This is a genomic window from Bradyrhizobium sp. 2TAF36, from assembly GCF_052114925.1.
GTDB classification, from domain to species: Bacteria; Pseudomonadota; Alphaproteobacteria; order Rhizobiales; family Xanthobacteraceae; genus Bradyrhizobium; species Bradyrhizobium barranii.
Genome location: NZ_JBFRFR010000024.1, coordinates 82,699 through 99,795, shown reverse-complemented (window position 1 = coordinate 99,795; position 17,097 = coordinate 82,699). Strand labels below are relative to the sequence as shown.

Sequence of the window (17,097 nt, the reverse complement as noted above, 5' to 3'; positions counted from 1 at the left end):
GAGGTGGCCGGTGCGATTTCATTTCTCAAAATCGTCGAAGGTCGCCACGCAGTGCGGCGGCCTGATCGTTTGTCCTGTGTGGCGTTTCCTCGGCAAGTTTCGTAAGAGGACGACATGAACAGGACAGTCTTTGCCCTCCCGGCTCGAAGCGACTACGTGACCCGCGGCGGTCTCGCGATCACGCGTGTGGCGGAGCAGTTCACTGGCGGCGCCAACAGGCTCGACGATCTCATCAACCTGCTCGACCGCCGCCGCGGCGTGATGCTGTCCTCGGGCACGACCGTGCCCGGCCGCTACGAGAGCTTTGACCTCGGCTTCTCCGACCCGCCGCTCAAGCTCGAGACCACAGGCGTCAATTTCAAGCTGGAAGCGCTCAATGAACGCGGCCAGGTGCTGATCGCCTTCCTCGCAGACGTGCTGCACGAGCCCTGCGTCGTGATCTCCGAGAAGACCGCCACGCGGCTTGCCGGCCACATCATCCGCGGCGATGCGCCGGTCGAGGAAGACCAGCGCACGCGGCGCGCCAGCGTGATGTCGCTGGTGCGCGATCTCGTCGCCGCCTTCTCCGCCAACGATGACGGGCTGCTCGGCCTGTTCGGCGCCTTCGCCTACGACCTCGTGTTCCAGATCGAGGACCTCGTGCAGAAGCGCGCACGCGAGCAGGACCAGCGCGATATCGTGCTCTACGTCCCCGATCGCCTGCTCGCCTACGACCGTGCGACCGGCCGCGGCGTGGTGCTGAGTTACGATTTTGCGTGGAAGGGCAAGTCCACCGAAGGCCTGCCGCGCGAGACCGTCGAGAGCCCGTACCTGAAGACACCGCGCCAGGGCTTTGCCGATCACGCGCCTGGTGAATATCAGGCCACGGTCGAGACCGCGCGCGCGGCTTTCGCGCGCGGCGATCTGTTCGAGGCGGTGCCCGGACAACTCTTCGCCGAGCCCTGCGATCGCTCGCCGGCGGAAGTGTTCCAGCGCCTCTGCGTCATCAACCCGTCGCCCTACGGCGCGCTGATGAATCTCGGCGAGGGCGAGTTCCTCGTCTCCGCCTCGCCGGAAATGTTCGTGCGCTCCGACGGACGCCGCGTCGAGACCTGCCCGATATCAGGGACGATCGCGCGCGGCACCGATGCGATCGGCGATGCCGAGCAGATCCGCCAGCTCCTGAACTCGGAGAAGGACGAGTTCGAACTCAACATGTGCACCGACGTCGACCGCAACGACAAGGCGCGCGTCTGCGTGCCGGGCACGATCAAGGTCTTGGCGCGCCGCCAGATCGAGACCTACTCAAAACTGTTCCACACCGTCGATCACGTCGAGGGCATGCTGCGTCCCGGCTTCGACGCGCTCGATGCCTTCCTTACCCATGCCTGGGCGGTGACGGTGACGGGCGCGCCAAAACTCTGGGCGATGCAGTTCGTCGAGGATCACGAGCGTTCGCCGCGGCGCTGGTATGCCGGCGCGATCGGCGCGGTGAATTTCGACGGCAGCATCAACACCGGCCTCACCATCCGCACCATCCGCATGAAGGATGGTCTCGCCGAGGTGCGCGTCGGTGCCACCTGCCTGTTCGATTCCGATCCCGCGGCCGAAGACCGCGAGTGCCAGGTCAAGGCCGCAGCCCTGTTCCAGGCGCTGCGCGGCGATCCGCCAAAGCCGCTGTCGGCCTTCGCGCCCGATGCGACCGGCTCGGGCAAGCAGGTGCTGCTGATCGATCACGACGACAGCTTCGTGCACATGCTGGCCGATTATTTCCGCCAGGTCGGCGCCGACGTCACCGTGGTCCGCCATGTGCATGCGCTCGACATGCTCAAGCGGAAGAGGTGGGATTTGCTGGTGCTGTCACCCGGACCAGGCAGGCCCGAAGATTTCGGGATCAAGAAGACCATCGATGCGGCGCTGGAGAAGAAGCTGCCGGTGTTCGGCGTCTGTCTCGGCGTGCAGGCGATCGGCGAATATTTCGGCGGGGAGCTCGGTCAACTCACGCATCCCGCGCACGGCCGGCCCTCGCGGGTGCAGGTGCGCGGCGGCCGCCTGATGCGCAATTTGCCGAACGAGATCGTGATCGGCCGCTATCACTCGCTCTATGTCGAGCGCGACAGCATGCCCGAGGTGCTTGATGTCACCGCCAGCACCGAGGACGGTGTCGCCATGGCGCTCGAGCACAAGACGCTGCCGGTTGCCGGCGTGCAGTTCCATCCGGAATCGCTGATGTCGCTCAGCGGCGAGGTGGGCCTGAGGATTGTCGAGAATGCGTTCCGGCTGGATGCGCGCGTTGATTGAGAGGCACCAATGACCTTTGACCACGATCTGAAGGCGAGCGTCCGCACCATCGTCGACTATCCCAAGCCGGGGATCATGTTCCGCGACATCACCACGCTGCTCGCGGATGCGCGCGCGTTCCGCCGCGCGGTCGACGAGCTCGTCAATCCCTGGGCCGGCAACAAGATCGACAAGGTCGCCGGCATGGAGGCGCGCGGCTTCATCATCGGCGGCGCGGTGGCGCATCAGCTCTCCGCCGGCTTCGTGCCGATCCGCAAGAAAGGCAAGCTGCCGCACACCACCGTGCGCATTGCCTACTCGCTCGAATACGGCATCGACGAGATGGAGATGCATGTCGACGCGATCCAGCCCGGCGAGCGCGTCATCCTGGTCGACGATCTCATCGCCACCGGCGGCACCGCGGAAGGCGCGGTGAAGCTCCTCCGCCAAATCGGCGCCAATGTCGTCGCCGCCTGCTTCATTGTCGACCTCCCCGATCTCGGCGGCGCCGCCAAGCTGCGCGCGATGGACGTGCCGGTGCGAACGCTGATGACGTTCGAAGGGCATTGAGCCGCGTCGCCACCCCGGCGATCGTCAGATCGCCTCGGCCTTCAATGCGGACCGCCAATGCAGCATGCGCTCCTTCAGGAGCGCGTTCCTGACGTAGTCAGTCTCCTCATTTTCCAGCCGCTCGCATTCGCCGAACGTCAGGCCCGCCTCGCCATGCGCGTTCCACGCAGCCTGGAGGGTACGGCAGGTGTGGCTGCCCTGGCGGAGCGAGAACCAGATGCGGTTCTGGATGGTCTGCAGGTTCGGCGCCTGGCCGACCCAGGCCTCGCCCGATGCCGCGCAGCGGACGACGTAGATGCCCGCAATGGTCTTGCGCTCCTTGTAGGCGGCGATGGCTGCCTTCCGGTCGATGCTCACGGGGGTGGGACCTTGCTGAGAGGGATACCGATCTCCGCCTCAATAGGCGCGGTCAGCCCCGCAGTCAATATTATCCGGGTAAAATTATCGCCTCAGGAGCTTTGTAGGATCAGGCTGAGCTCGAGCTCGCGGAAGGCGAGGTAGTTCCGCCGGGTCCACTGGTGCAGCTCGGTGGAGGCGTCCTTCTCCTGGCGCAGATAGCCGGTGAAGGAGAAGTTGAGCCGGTCGATATAGGTCTTGAGGAAGCCGGGTAGCGCGGGCAAGCGGAACAGCCGCCCGGTCGCCATCGCGGCCGGCAGCTCGCCGCGCACGATGTGCTCATTGTCCACCGTGATCAGGTTCATCCGCGGGATCTGTCCGCGCAGCATCTCGTGGGCGCGGGCCGAGACGCGGTCGGTGTCGGCGACGAACAGGATCATCGGCGCGACGTGCCGGCGTGCGGCCTCCTTCAACAGGCCGATCTCGTCGGTCATCTTGAAGAACTCGTCGAAGGCGTGGAAGCCGAGGTCGATCACCTTGGCTAGGCCGTCATCGACGATGACGCGGTCCATCAGCTGCATCTTGCCGTAGGTGTCGATCACATCAGCCGTTTCGGTGACCTTCGGCAGATAGTCGAGCAGCGACGGTTCCTTCAGGTTGACGTCGAAGGCCGCGACGTCGCCGTTCTTGAGCAGCAAAAATTCGCTCAATAGCCGCGCCAGCAGCGTCTTGCCGACCTGCGGGCGGGGCGAGCAGATGATGTAAAGGGGCGTCGCGGGCATCGACAGCTATATCAGGCGAACTCACCGTCCAATCCAGCCGTATCCGCCCGGGCTCTGCAACTATTTTTCGCTGTTGCGGGTGGCGGGCTTCGAACCGACGATGTCGGTCAGCCGGATCCGGTCGAACTCGCTCCAGACATTCGCCAGCCAGTGGCGGACATAGCCGCGCAGCACGAAGGAATAGTTCGCGGCTTCGTCGTTGATGCCCTTGTTGGCGACGAATTTCAGGAACGGGACGGAGGACACTTCGACCTGCTCATAGGCCATTTCGTTGAGCTTGGGGATGGTCAGCTCGGTCGCGTCCTTGATGCGGTGGAAGTAGGAATTGTAGGTCGCCTGGTCCCACTGGAAGAACTGGGTGTCGTTGATGAAGTTCTTCACCAGGAAATATTTTGCGCCGCCCATGAAGCCTGCGGTCTCGGCGATTTCGTCGAGCGACGCGATCGAGGGGCCCAGGATGTGGAACACCGCGAAGGTGATCTGGCCGGCCTTGGCTGCGTCGAGGAAGCCGATGTCGCGCAGCGAGGCCAGCGCCGGCGAGAGCAGGCCGGCGCGGACGTCGATCACGGTCACCGACGGGCTCGCCGCGTTGAGCGTGTCGAAGATCTTCATCTGGTCCGAGGTCGTCATCATGTCGACGATCTCGGTGATCTCGGGGTGAAAGCGCTTCAGGGTTCCGCGCGGCGACTCCGTGTCGAAGGCGCGCGTCGGTACGTTGTTGGCGGAAAAATAATCGAGCAAGGTGCGCGACACCGTGGTCTTGCCCACCCCGCCCTTGTCCGCGCCCACCACAACCACTGCCGGCTTTGCCATTGCTGTCCCCTAACGCGCCCTCCGATTGCGCCTTGCAATCGGTCGGGCCCCAAATCGATGTCCCAAGTCTGCTGTTGGGCGCGAACATGGCAGAAACAAGGGAGAATTCAAATCCTCGGCCTCTGGTTGTGGCAATTTCCGAGGTTTTTCCCAATCGCAACGCAACCCTTCGCAAGTCGCTTAAAATCCCGCCCTTAACGACGGCCCCATGGACCCATCGGATTGCCGGCTGCAGTTCCGGAGGGGGCGGGCACGGGCGGTGGACCGGCCGAGCTGCCTGCATCGTCCCAAGGCCCCTGGCGCAACGGCGGCGGGCCGTCCTGCCGCTTCACCTGTGCCTCAGGCTCGTCCGCCTCGTCGGGCGGCGGCAGCGGGCCGGGATCATGGCCGCCGGCGAACTTGACCAGCGCGTCGACCCGGGACTGCACCGAGGGATGGGTCGCGAACAAATCGGCAAAGCCCTCGCGCGGATTGTCGACGCAGAGCTCCATCACCGCCGAAGTCGCGCCCGGCAGCTCGCCGCGGTTCTCGATCTTGCGCAGCGCCGAGATCATGGCGTCCGGATCTTTCGTCAGCTCGACGGAGCCTGCGTCGGCGAGATATTCGCGCGAACGCGACAGCGCGAGCTTCACCACCTGCGACAACAGCCACGCCACCACGATCAGCACGACCGCGATGATGATCACGATCACCGCGCCGCCGCCGGAGCTCTTGCTGTCGCTCGACGACGAGGACGATCGCGACGATGAGGACGAGCCCGACGACCACGAGCCGCCGGAGCCGGAGCTCCAGTTGAAGCTCGTGAACAGGCGGAAGAACAACTCGCCGAAGAAGCCGACCACGCCGGCGATGATGACGGCGACGACCATGAGCTGGACGTCGCCGTTCTTGATGTGGGTCAGCTCGTGGCCCAGCACCGCCTCGATCTCCTTGTCATCAAGCGCATTGAGGAGACCCGTGGTCACGGTGATCGAATATTGCCGCGGATTGAGGCCGGTCGCGAACGCGTTCAGCGCCGGGCTCTCCATGATCTTCAGCTTCGGCATGGTGATGCCGCGCGAGATGCAGAGGTTTTCGAGCAGATTGTAGAGTCGCGGCTCTTCCTGCCGGGTGACGTCGTGGCCGCCGGTCACGGCATCGATCATTGACTGGTGGAAGAAATAGGCGATGACGATCCAGACCGCCGCCGCGATCGTCGCGAACGGCGCGGCGACGATGAGGTCGTGGAAAGCGCGGCTCAGATAGTAGGCGACAGTGCCATTGCTGTTGATGACGACTTCCGCGACCAGCGCGCCGGCATAGACCAGCACGTAGACCAGCATGAACAGGCCGGCGAGCAGCAGCATCGAACGAAACTTGTTCGAGGCGATGTGCGTGTAGAGACCATACGCGGCCATGACGCGATGCCCTGCCGGCCTATCGGCTCAACTCAGAACTTCACCTGCGGAGTGGCCTCGACTTCGGTGCGGCTGGCGCCGAGATCGAAGAAGTCCTTCTTGGTGAAGCCGAACATGCCGGCGAACAGGGCGGCGGGCATCTGCTGGATGCCGGTGTTGTACTCCTGGACCGCGTTGTTGAAGAAGCGGCGGCTCGCCGCGATCTTGTTCTCGAGGTCGGAGAGCTCACTGGCGAGCTGCTGGAAGTTGGCGTTGGCCTTGAGGTCCGGATAGGCCTCCGACAGCGCGATCAGCCGGCCGAGCGCGCCGGAGAGCTGGTTCTCGGCGGCGGATACCTGTGCCGGTCCCTGCGCCGACATCGCCGAGTTGCGCGCCTTGATGACGTCGTCGAGCGTGCCACGCTCATGCGAAGCATAGCCCTTCACCGTCTCGACCAGGTTCGGGATCAGATCGTGGCGCTGCTTGAGCTGCACGTCGATGTCGGCAAAGGCCTGGCCGACGCGCTGGCCCAGCGCCACCAGCCGGTTGTAGGCGCTGAACGCCAGGAACACGAGGACGACGATGACGCCGAGAACGATCCAGCCGGTCGACATGGAGAACTCCTGAAGGGGGAAGCAGGCGGGCGCAGCCTAGACCAAATTGGCACAGGACGAGAGCCCGGCGCAGAGGAAGGTAAGACTTGGTCGAATGGGGAACCATCCGAGTTCAAGGCAAAAGCGTCCGACGAAGTTAACTTTCGGCAATGACCGCGTCGCCCCAGCGCCAGCGCCGGGCGCTTGCATAGCCGGCCTTGTCGCGCCGCGGGACCTTGGTGATAGCGAGGCCGCCCTCCGTGCAGAGCTTTGCGGTGATCTCGGCTTTGCCGACATCCGGCGGCGCCAGCACGCGCGCGGCACGTGTTGCGGGCGCTGTCCGGGTCAGGGCGGTGTAGATGAAGCGCTCGTCCTCGAACGGCACGTCGGCGCCCTTGATCTGCCGGTGCGCCTGCGAGCGCGGCAGGCGTTGGCTGAAATGGCACCAGTCGGGCGCTACGAGGGGGCAGGGTTTTTCGTGCGGGCAGGGCGCGGCGACGTAGGCACCTAGCGCGATCAGCTGCTGGCGCAGCGCGAGGATGCGCGCGTAGCCGGCCGGTGTGCCGGGCTCGATCACGACCAGCGCGTGGCGTGCTTTCGCCCACATCGTTTCCGAAAGCTTGCGCTGATCGGTCTCGCTGAGCTCGCCGATGACGTAGCTCGCGACGACGAGATCGGCTTGCGAGACCTCGGCGAGATTGGCACCGGCGTCGCCCGGCAGATAGCGGCAATCGGCGAGACGTGTGCTGTCATGCGCCAGTTCGAGCGCGAGACGGCTGAGGGTGGCGTTGGCGTCGAGCAGGGTAAAATCCTGCAGCGACGGAAAGGCCTCAGCAGCGGCCCAGCTCGCGGTGCCCGGGCCTGCGCCGACGTCGAGCAGGGTTTCCGGGGCGAGGTCCGGCGCCATCTCGGTCAGCGCATTCAGGCTGGCGGCCACGGCCGCATAGGTCGCTGGCATCCGCGCCAGCGCGTAGGCGAGCGCATCGGCCTCCGACTTGATGGTGCCGGAGGTGCCGCCTGCGCGATAGGCGGTCGAGATTTTTTGCGAGCGCTGTGCGGCGTCGGTGCGGGAGAAGCCCTGAAGCTTGCCGTCGAGGGCGGCTTTCAGTTCGGCGGGGAGGGTGGGTGAGATCATTTTCTCATCGTCATGCCCCGCGTAGGCGGGGCATCCAGTATTCCGAGACGGCGCCGTGAACCGAGAGGCCGCGGCGTACTGGATCATCCGCTTTCGCGGATGATGACGTCAATAGGTGTGGAACGACCGGAGGCTCACGCCACGTTCTGGTCGAGAATGTCCACCGCCTCTGACAGGCTCACCGACACCAGTTGCGAGACGCCGCGCTCGGCCATGGTGACGCCGAACAGCCGGTTCATCCGCGCCATCGTGATCGGGTTGTGTGTGATGATGATGAAGCGGGTGTCGGTCGAGCTGGTCATCTCGTGCAGCAGGTTGCAGTAGCGCTCGACGTTGTGGTCGTCGAGCGGTGCGTCGACTTCGTCCAGCACGCAGATCGGCGAGGGGTTGGTGAGGAACACCGCGAAGATCAGCGCCATCGCGGTCAGCGCCTGCTCGCCGCCCGAAAGCAGCGACAGCGTCTGCGGCTTCTTGCCCGGCGGCTTTGCGATGATCTCGAGACCGGCTTCGAGCGGGTCGTCGCTCTCGATCAGGTGCAGCGCGGCCTCGCCGCCGCCGAACAGCTCGACGAACAGGCGCTTGAAGTGGTTGTTGACGACCTCGAACGAGGTCAGGAGCCGCTCGCGCGCTTCCTTGTTGAGGCTCTGGATGCCCTGGCGCAGCCGCTTGATGGCTTCGACGAGGTCATCGCGCTCGGTGACGAGGCCGGTGTGCTGGGTCTCGACCTCGCGCAGCTCTTCCTCGGCGCGCAGGTTCACCGCACCCAGGCGCTCGCGGTCGCGGCGCATCTTTTCGAGGTCTTCCTCGATGTCGTGCAGCGGCGGCAGCTCGGCGCCGGGCTCGATCTCGGCGAGGCCGGCAACGGCCTGCGGCTCGACCTCCAGCATGTCGCGGATCTCGCGCTCGATGTCCTCGAGCCGGCGCCGTGCGCCTTCCATGCGCTCCTCGGCGCGGGCGGTTGCTTCGCGGGAGCTCGACAGCGCTTCGAGTGTCAGCTTGGCGACGCGATCGGTTTCGGCCATCGCGGTCTCGGCCGAGGCGAGCGCGTCGGCGGCCATGCGGCGGTCGTTTTCCGCGTATTCGATCTCGGTGATCAGCGCGCTGCGCTTCTCGGCGAACACGGCGGGCGCGTTTTCGAGATCGCTGCGCTCGATCGAGACCTCGGTGATGCGGGTCTGGATGGTGTCGATGTGTGAGGCCGCACTCTCCTTGCGGTTCTGCCACTCGGTGCGCTCGGCGAGGATCGCCTGCACGCGGCGGTCGGCGAGCTCCGCTTCGCGCGCCAGCGCCTGCGCCTCGGCGCGGACCTGGGCGGCCATGCGGCGATGGCCTTCGATGTCGCTGCGGACGGCGGCGAGACGGGTCTCCGTGTCCTCGCTCGACGGCAGCTCGGTGATGCCGGCCTCGGCATATTCGTACGCGGCCTCGGCCTCGGCGCGGTCGGCGGCGAGGCGGCTATGGGCTTCCGACAGCGTCGCCTTGCGCGCGGCGCGGCGGCTGATCTCGCGTTCGGCCGTCGCATGGCGCTCACGCGCGACGTTGAGCTCGCGCTGGGCGGCGCGCCAGGCATCGCGGCTCGCACCTTCGGTGCTGGCGGCCATCTGCAGCTCGGACTCGGCGTTCTCCAGCGCCTGACGCTTGATCTGCGCGTCGATGCGGGCCTGCTCCAGCTCGTTCTCGATGTCGACGAGGCGGGCGCGCTCGGCGAGGCGCCGTGCCGCACCGGTCGGGGCGTGGGCCGCGGCGACAAAGCCGTCCCAGCGCCAGACGTCGCCTTCGGGCGAGACCAGCCGCTGGCCGGTCTTGAGCTGCGAGACCAGTTCGGCGCCCCGCTCGCGCGGCACCACGCCGATCTGCGCCAGGCGGCGCGCCAGCTCGGCGGGCGCCTGAACGTGGCTCGCGAGCGGCACGACGCCCTCGGGCAGCTCCGGATCGCCGTCGGTCACGCCGGCATTGGTCCAGCGCATCGGCGCGGACGGATCGACCGGCGCGTCGAGATCGTCGCCGAGCGCGGCACCGATCGCCTTCTCAAAGCCCTTGTCGACGGTGATGCCGTCGATGATCGGCGGCCACAGATTCTTGGTCTCGCCGTTGACGATCTTGGAGATCGTGCGCGCCTCGGTATCGAGGCGCTGCACGCGCTTGTCGGCTTCGACGAGCGGCGAGCGTGAGGATTCCAGCGTCTGGCGCGCGGCAACATGCGCAGCTTCGCTGGCCTGGGCCGCGGCTTCCGAAGCGGCAAGGGTCTGCTCCGCGTTCTCGACCGTTGCGGTCAGCTCGTCGAGATCGCCGAAGCCGCCGGTCTCGTCGGCAAGCTTCTGCTCCTCGGCCGCGACGTTCGAAATCTCCTGGTCGAGCCGGGCGAGCTTGTCGCGGTGGGTGCGGACATTGGCTTCGAGCTGGTTGCGCTTGGCGGTGAGGTCGGCAAGCGCCGTGGTGAGCTCGGCGAACTGGTGCTCGGTTTCGGTCAGCACCGCCTCGGCTTCGCCGACGCGCTCGTCGACGCCGGAGCGCTTCTCGACCCGCGACTTGATCTCTTCCTTCAGCTCGGCGTCTTCGGTGTCGAGCCGCTGGAGCGCGACGTCGGCGTCCATGGTCTGCTGCTGGGCGCGCGAGATGTCGCCCTCGAACTGGGCGAGGCGCCGCTCTAGCTCGGCGACGCGCTCCTTGGCGCGCTCTTCCTCGCGGTCGAGCAGTTCGCGTGCATTGGTCAGGCGCTGCAGCCCGGCCGCGGCGCGCGCTTCGGCATCGCGCAGCGCCGGCATTTCGGTGGCGCGGATCGCCTGGATGCGGGCGGCTTCGGCCTGGTGCTGGGTGCGCTCGGCCATTTCGCGAACCGCGAGATCATGGGTCTGGCCGGATTCGTTGACGTCGGCATGCGCGCCGATCCAGCGCAGGTGGAACAGCGTGGCTTCCGCCTTGCGGACCTTGGCCGCGACCTCGCGATAGCGCACGGCCTGGCGGGCCTGCTTCTTCAGGCCTTCCATCTGGCCGGCGAGCTGGCCGATCACGTCCTCGACGCGGGTGAGGTTGGTTTCGGCGGCTTTCAGCCGCAACTCGGCCTCGTGGCGGCGGGCGTGCAGGCCGGCGACGCCGGCAGCGTCTTCCAGCACGCGGCGGCGCTGCTCGGGCTTGGCCTGGATGATCTCGCCGATCTTGCCCTGGTGGACGAGGGCGGGCGAGCGCGCACCGGTGGCGGCGTCCGCGAACAGGATCTGCACGTCGCGCGCACGCACGTCGCGGCCGTTGATGCGATAGACCGAGCCCGCCTCGCGCTCGATGCGGCGGGAGATTTCGAGCAGCTGGCTGTCGTTCATCGCCGCCGGCGCGGTGCGATCGGTGTTGTCGATCGTCATCGTCACTTCGGCGTGGTTGCGCGCAGGACGGTTGCCGGAGCCGGCGAAGATCACCGCGTCCATGTCGGCCGCGCGCAGCGACTTGTACGAGGTTTCGCCCATCGCCCAGCGCAGCGCCTCGACGAGATTCGACTTGCCGCAGCCGTTGGGTCCGACCACGCCGGTCAGGCCGGGCTCGATGACGAAGTCGGTGGCCTCAACGAAGGACTTGAAGCCGTGAAGGCGCAGGCGGGTGATTTTCATAAGCACGCATCTCTGTTGGCAGGCGCGAATCCCCCTGCCGGGACAATACCATGGAAGGCAATGTCACTCTCTGGGTGAGTCGCGCGAGGCGCCTCATGCGGTCGGACAATGGCCGCGGTGCGCCGCGAGGGCAACCGGCGAAAACCGCTTTTCCCAAGGGATTTATGCCGGGAAAGATACGGCTTTCGAGATGCGAATCAGGCGTTGAGCGGGGAAAATCAGCTCTTCAGCAGCGGATTGATCTTCTTGGCGAATTCATCGAACGAGGCTTCGCCCTTGATCTTCTCGCCGTTGATGAAGAACGTCGGCGTCGAATCCACCTTCAGAACGTCGCTGGCGTACTTCTGGTCGGCGGCGATCTTGTCGAGCAGCGCCTGGTCCTTCAGGCAGGCCTCGACCTGCTGCTGGGTGAGGCCGGCCTGCTTGCCGATCCGCGTCAGGGTCTCGGTGGTGTTCTTCAGCACCCAATCGTTCTGCTGGCGGAACAGCATGTCGGTGACCGCGAAATATTTCGACGCGTCGTCCTTGGCGATGCAGCGCGACAGCATCGAGCCGGCGGCGGCCTTGATGTCGAGCGGGAACTCGCGGAAGATGTAACGCACCTTGCCGGTGTCGATGTATTCCGACTTGATCTTGGGGAACACCTGCTCGTTGAACGCCGCACAATGCGGGCAGGTCATCGAGGCATATTCGGTGATGGTGACGGGGGCGTCCTTGGCGCCGAGTGCCATGTCGGGCAGCGACACGGGCTTGGCCACATCGGCGGCCGACTGCGCCATCGCCTCGGAGATGAACCGCAGCGGCGACAGCCCGGCGAGCGCGGCAAGACCGGTCAGCGACAGCATCGTGTTGAAGGCGCGGCGGGTGATGATCAAGGTCGGCTCCCGGATTGGTGTGGTCTCGCCCCAAGGTTCTTATCAAAGTTCCCGTTCAGGCGGCCTGTCGCTAGCTTGAAACGTAGTTCGAGGCAATGGCGAGCGACAGGGACGGGTTCAGATTACCGGCGGAATGAGGCTCAATTTCGCTTGATGGCGGCCCCGAGCCGCGCCAGCGCTGTCTTCAATTCTTCATCTTCGATGTCCCCCAGGCTCTCCGCCACCTTGGCCACCGATTTGGGATCCGGCGGACCGGGCCGGACCGGCGGCCGGGCGCGCGACAGGGGGGCCTGGCGGAAGGCGAGCTTGCCGACCGCGCTCCAGCCGAAGAAGCGATTGACCCGCTCCAGGATCACGTCGGCGGAGTGCTGGATCTCCAGCGCCATCGGCCCCTCGACCCGCAGCACCAGGGTCGCCGGCTCCTGCGGCTGGCCCTCGACCGGCCGCGGCCATTGCATCTTCAAAGGCTCGGCATGGGCCGCAATCTCCGGCCCGGCAATCTGCGCCCATCGGGTCACCAGCTCGCGCGCCGCAAAACCCTGCTTGGCATAGGCCTCGGCAAAGACGTCGTTGAGCAGCAGCGACAGCGGCTTGGCGCTGATGGGACCGGGTCTGGGAGGGAATTTGGACATGGACCCTTATAGCACCTTGGAGCGCAGGCCTCACCATTGGGGAGCGTTCCGCGAAGAAAGACGTGGATGCCCGCGACGAGCGCGGCCATGACGTGGAGAGGCCGGCGCGTTGCCGCTACAGTGAGGGCATGAGCCCCAAATCGGCACTAATGGCCAAGTCGGAACCAATTCAGTCGGAGGCATCGGCTCGCCCAACGCTGTTGCTCGCCTGGTACGACCGCCATCGCCGCCGTCTGCCATGGCGCGCGATGCCCGGCGAGACCTCGGACCCTTACCGCGTCTGGCTATCGGAGATCATGCTCCAGCAGACCACCGTGAAAGCCGTCGGCCCCTATTTCGAAAAGTTCGTCGCGCGCTGGCCGGATGTCACGGCGCTGGGCCGGGCGTCGCAGGATGACGTGCTGCGGATGTGGGCCGGGCTCGGCTATTACTCCCGCGCGCGCAATCTCCATGCCTGCGCGGTGGCCGTGACGCGCGAGCACGGCGGTGTGTTTCCGGACACGGAAGAGGGGCTGCGCGCGCTGCCGGGCATCGGGCCCTATACGGCGGCCGCGATCGCCGCGATCGCGTTCGACCGCCGCACCATGCCTGTTGACGGCAACATCGAGCGCGTGGTGTCGCGCCTGTTCGCCGTCGAGGAGGAGCTGCCGCAGGCCAAGCCGCTGATCCAGCAACTGGCGGCGACGCTGCTTGCGGACGCTCGCGCCGGCGACGAGACGTCTCGTGCTGGCGACAGCGCGCAGGCGCTGATGGATCTGGGCGCCTCGATCTGCACGCCGAAGAAGCCGGCCTGCTCGCTCTGTCCGCTCAATGAGGATTGCACCGCGCGTGCGCTGGCGACGCAGGAAACGTTTCCGCGCAAGGCGCCGAAGAAGAGCGGAACGTTGCGGCGCGGGGCTGCCTTCGTCGTGACGCGCGGCGGCGAGCTGCTGGTCCGCTCGAGGCCCGAAAAAGGCCTCCTTGGCGGCATGACCGAGGTGCCGGGCTCGGACTGGCTGGCCGGCCAGGAGGACGCGACGGCGAAGCAGCAGGCACCGGACCTGAAGGGGCTGTCGCGCTGGCAGCGCAAGGTGGGCGTCGTCACCCACGTCTTCACGCATTTTCCGCTGGAGCTGGTGGTCTACACGGCGAAGGCCGAAGCGCGTACGCGCGCGCCCGAGGGCATGCGCTGGGTGCCGATCGCGACCCTCGCCGGTGAAGCGCTGCCCAACGTCATGCGCAAGGTGATCGCACACGCGCTGGACCCTTCAAGGGCCCCACCTTCCTGACAGCACGCTGGCAGCAGCGCTACGCTATCAGCGCCCGATACGGAGGCTGCCAATGGTCAAGACCGCACTCAACAACTTTCCAAGGCCGCCCTGCGCCGAGCTGCTCGGATGGCGCCTGCTCGATGCCCGTCCGGAGGAGGGCTGGATCAGGCTCGCCTTCGAGGGCAAGCCCGAGTTCTGCAATCCGGCGGGCTTCATCCAGGGCGGCATGCTCTCTGCCATGCTCGACGACACCATGGGGCCGGCCGTGCTGGTGATGAGCGAGGGCCGGCTCTACACCACCACGATCAGCATGACCGTGAATTTCCTCAGCCCCGCAAGGCCCGGCCCGATCATCGGTGAGGCCAGGGTGACGCAACTCGGCAAGACGATTGCGTTCGTCGAGGCGAAGCTGATGGCGGAAGACGGCACGGTGCTGGCGACGGCGAGCGCCAGCGAGCGGCTGCTGGAGGCGGCGAGGGTGGTGGGGAAATAGTCGAGCCGCGCATTCCTCTTCCCTTCTCCCCTTGCGGGAGAAGGTGGCATAGGCGGCCTTCGGGCCGCCGTTCTTAAGAGAACGCCGAAGCGAAGCTTCGGCTATGGCGCCGGATGAGGGGTTTCTCTCCGCGAACTCAAATGCGAGTTGGACTCGCGGAGACGGACCCCTCACCCAAGCGAGTGTATGTTTGCCAGTGGTGCTGCCCTCTCCCGCAAGGGGCGAGGGCACATTAATGCGCATCTCGCTTCTTGCGCGAGCTCACGCTCCCATCCGCTTTGCATCCGCGCTCACGATCGGCGGCTTCGCATTCAGCGCCTCGACCTGGAAGCCGGCGACGCGCTTGTAGTTTGCGGCGATGTCTTCCAACTCCTGCTGCGACAGCACGTCGGTGACGATGTCGTAGCCGTCGGGCGCGCGCTCCTCGACGAGCTGCATCACCTGCTCGGGGCCGTTCTTGCGGTTGAGCAGGACGAGGTCGGTGGTCGCAGGCCTCCGCTCGGCCTCATAGGCGAGCAGCGCCGCGGTCGTCGGGCCATGCGCCAGGATCTCGCGGGTGATGGTGCGGGCATCGAGGATCGCCTGCGAGGCGCCGTTCGAGCCGATCGGGTACATCGGATGCGCGGCGTCGCCCATCAGCGTGACGCGGCCGAAGGTCCATTGCGACACCGGATCGCGGTCGACCAGCGGATATTCGTAGGCGTGCGGGCAGTTCTTGATCAGGCCGGGCACGTCCAGCCAGTCGAACTGCCAGCTCTCGAACCAGGGCAGAAACTCCTCCAGGCGCGCCGTGCGGTTATAGTCCTCGCGCCGCCACTGATAGGTCGGCGGCATGTGGCGCTCGGCAACCCAGTTGATCAGATGGTTGCCCGCCGCATCGGGCGCCTTCGAAATCGGATAGCAGACGAATTTCAGGATCTCGTGCCCGGCCATGATCATGGTGCGGCCGGTGAGGAAGGCTTTTGACGGCGTGACGCCGCGCCAGAGGATGCGGCCATTCCAGATCGGTGGTCCCTCCTGCGGATAGAGCTTTTCTCGCACGGCGGAATGGATACCGTCGGCGGCGATCAGGATCGCGCCGTCGTAACTGCCGGCAGCCTTGCCGGTCGCCCTGTCGATGAAGTCGGCGCGCACGCCGTTTTCCGTCTCGGTCCAGCCGGTCAGATGGTGGCCGGTCAAGATATTCTCGCGGCCGAGCCGCTCGATCGCGGTGTCGAGCAGGAGCTGCTGGAGGGTGCCGCGATGGATCGAGAATTGCGGCCATTTGTAGCCGGCTTCCAGCCCGCGCGGCTCGCTCCAGATCGGCTTGCCGTGCTTGGAGAAATAGGCGAGTTCGCAGGTCCGCACGCCGCTGGCGTCCAGTCTGTCCATCAGCCCGAGCTCGATCAGCTCGCGCACGGCATGCGGCAGCACGTTGATGCCGACGCCGAGTGGCTTCAGCTCGGCGACGCTCTCGAACACTTTTACGGGAACGCCGATTCCGTGCAGGCTGAGCACAAGCGTCAGCCCGCCGATGCCGCCACCGGCGATGAGTACCGTCATGACAAAACCCCTCCGATTGCGGGCGTCTTGGCACAGGCGGGCGGCGGTGGGCAACTGCGAAGAGCAAAAGCACGGAGAACGTCGTGCTATGGACCTTGGGGACGACAGCCGTTAACTTCCAGCTTTCCCATGAGGTCCGACATGTTCAAGCTCTACTACGCCACCGGCACCTGCGCGCTCGCCACTTACATCACCCTGGAAGAGGCCGGTGCCGACTACACGGCCGAGCGGCTGAGCTTCAAGACCAACCAGCAGAACAGCCCGGATTACCTCGCGATCAACCCGAAGGGCCGCGTGCCCGCGCTGGTGACCGATCGCGGCGTGCTGACCGAGACGCCCGCGATGCTGGCCTATGTCGCGCAGACCTTCCCCAAGGCGAAGCTCGCGCCGCTCGACGATCCCTTCGATTTCGCCCGGGTGCAGTCGTTCAACTCCTATCTCTGCTCGACCGTGCACATCAACCATGCCCACAAGATGCGCGGCGCGCGCTGGGCTGCCGAGGAGAGCTCGTTCGCCGACATGAAGGCGATGATTCCGAAGACCATGGGCGCCTGCTTCTCCCTGATCGAACAGAAGATGTTCAAGGGACCGTGGGTGATGGGCGAGCAGTACACGATCTGCGACCCCTATCTCTATACCCTGTCGACCTGGCTCGAAGGCGACAGCGTCGACATCAACGCCACGCCGAAGATCGCCGACCACTTCAAGCGCATGTCCGACCGTCCCGCCGTGCGCAAGGTGATGGACGCGCAGAAGGCGTAGGAACGTAGCTCTCGTAGGGTGGGTTAGACGAGCAGATGCGCGAAGCGTATCTGCTCGGCGTAACCCACCTCTGTTTGTCT

At 66.0% G+C, this 17,097-nt stretch carries 15 protein-coding genes; 5 read left to right on the top strand and 10 right to left on the bottom strand.

The window, feature by feature from the left end; all coding sequences use genetic code 11:
* The first annotated feature begins 114 nt into the window (after window positions 1-114).
* Together AB4Z51_RS15645 and AB4Z51_RS15640 are read left to right on the top strand one after the other, a co-directional pair.
* Window positions 115-2,280 (top strand): anthranilate synthase component I, encoded by a 2,166-nt coding sequence (locus tag AB4Z51_RS15645; protein WP_441497614.1) that lies wholly within the window; start codon window positions 115-117, stop codon window positions 2,278-2,280.
* Between the two features lie 9 nt (window positions 2,281-2,289).
* A complete protein-coding gene (locus AB4Z51_RS15640) occupies window positions 2,290-2,829 on the top strand; it encodes an adenine phosphoribosyltransferase (protein WP_038943444.1) in 540 nt (179 codons plus the stop codon).
* A 24-nt stretch (window positions 2,830-2,853) separates the two neighbouring features.
* Here AB4Z51_RS15640 and AB4Z51_RS15635 read toward each other — a convergent pair whose 3' ends face one another.
* The 9 genes from AB4Z51_RS15635 to AB4Z51_RS15595 all read right to left on the bottom strand — a co-directional run bounded on the left by AB4Z51_RS15635 (window position 2,854) and on the right by AB4Z51_RS15595 (window position 12,970).
* Window positions 2,854-3,186, bottom strand: a complete 333-nt coding sequence (locus AB4Z51_RS15635) for a GIY-YIG nuclease family protein (protein WP_085402521.1) — start codon at window positions 3,184-3,186, stop codon at window positions 2,854-2,856.
* 92 nt (window positions 3,187-3,278) lie between these two features.
* Window positions 3,279-3,947, bottom strand: coding sequence for a hypothetical protein (locus tag AB4Z51_RS15630; protein ID WP_085402522.1), 669 nt, complete (start codon window positions 3,945-3,947; stop codon window positions 3,279-3,281).
* A gap of 60 nt (window positions 3,948-4,007) precedes the next feature.
* Window positions 4,008-4,760, bottom strand: a complete 753-nt coding sequence (locus tag AB4Z51_RS15625) for a hypothetical protein (RefSeq protein ID WP_085402523.1) — start codon at window positions 4,758-4,760, stop codon at window positions 4,008-4,010.
* A 194-nt stretch (window positions 4,761-4,954) separates the two neighbouring features.
* Window positions 4,955-6,157 (bottom strand): M48 family metalloprotease, encoded by a 1,203-nt coding sequence (locus AB4Z51_RS15620; RefSeq protein ID WP_085402524.1) that lies wholly within the window; start codon window positions 6,155-6,157, stop codon window positions 4,955-4,957.
* Window positions 6,158-6,189: 32 nt separating this feature from the next.
* Window positions 6,190-6,750 (bottom strand): LemA family protein, encoded by a 561-nt coding sequence (locus AB4Z51_RS15615; protein WP_014497379.1) that lies wholly within the window; start codon window positions 6,748-6,750, stop codon window positions 6,190-6,192.
* 136 nt (window positions 6,751-6,886) lie between these two features.
* On the bottom strand, window positions 6,887-7,864 hold the full coding sequence (locus AB4Z51_RS15610) for a small ribosomal subunit Rsm22 family protein (RefSeq protein WP_085402525.1): 978 nt from the start codon (window positions 7,862-7,864) through the stop codon (window positions 6,887-6,889).
* A gap of 134 nt (window positions 7,865-7,998) precedes the next feature.
* Window positions 7,999-11,463, bottom strand: coding sequence for a chromosome segregation protein SMC (gene smc, locus AB4Z51_RS15605; protein ID WP_441497613.1), 3,465 nt, complete (start codon window positions 11,461-11,463; stop codon window positions 7,999-8,001).
* Between the two features lie 218 nt (window positions 11,464-11,681).
* Entirely contained in the window at window positions 11,682-12,338 is a 657-nt protein-coding gene (locus tag AB4Z51_RS15600) for a DsbA family protein (RefSeq protein WP_085402527.1), read from the bottom strand.
* A 140-nt stretch (window positions 12,339-12,478) separates the two neighbouring features.
* Complete coding sequence (locus AB4Z51_RS15595; protein WP_028150718.1) at window positions 12,479-12,970, bottom strand: DUF721 domain-containing protein; 492 nt, start codon at window positions 12,968-12,970, stop codon at window positions 12,479-12,481.
* 128 nt (window positions 12,971-13,098) lie between these two features.
* Between AB4Z51_RS15595 and mutY the strand changes: the two genes are divergently transcribed.
* Window positions 13,099-14,238, top strand: a complete 1,140-nt coding sequence (gene mutY / locus AB4Z51_RS15590; protein ID WP_085402588.1) for an A/G-specific adenine glycosylase — start codon at window positions 13,099-13,101, stop codon at window positions 14,236-14,238.
* Between the two features lie 52 nt (window positions 14,239-14,290).
* Complete coding sequence (locus AB4Z51_RS15585) at window positions 14,291-14,713, top strand: PaaI family thioesterase (protein WP_085402528.1); 423 nt, start codon at window positions 14,291-14,293, stop codon at window positions 14,711-14,713.
* Between the two features lie 261 nt (window positions 14,714-14,974).
* On the opposite strand, the gene AB4Z51_RS15580 is transcribed toward AB4Z51_RS15585, so the two are convergent.
* A complete protein-coding gene (locus tag AB4Z51_RS15580; RefSeq protein WP_441497612.1) occupies window positions 14,975-16,255 on the bottom strand; it encodes a flavin-dependent oxidoreductase in 1,281 nt (426 codons plus the stop codon).
* 141 nt (window positions 16,256-16,396) lie between these two features.
* Here AB4Z51_RS15580 and AB4Z51_RS15575 point away from each other — a divergent pair, with 141 nt between their 5' ends.
* On the top strand, window positions 16,397-17,017 hold the full coding sequence (locus AB4Z51_RS15575; RefSeq protein WP_085402530.1) for a glutathione S-transferase family protein: 621 nt from the start codon (window positions 16,397-16,399) through the stop codon (window positions 17,015-17,017).
* Window positions 17,018-17,097 lie beyond the last annotated feature (80 nt).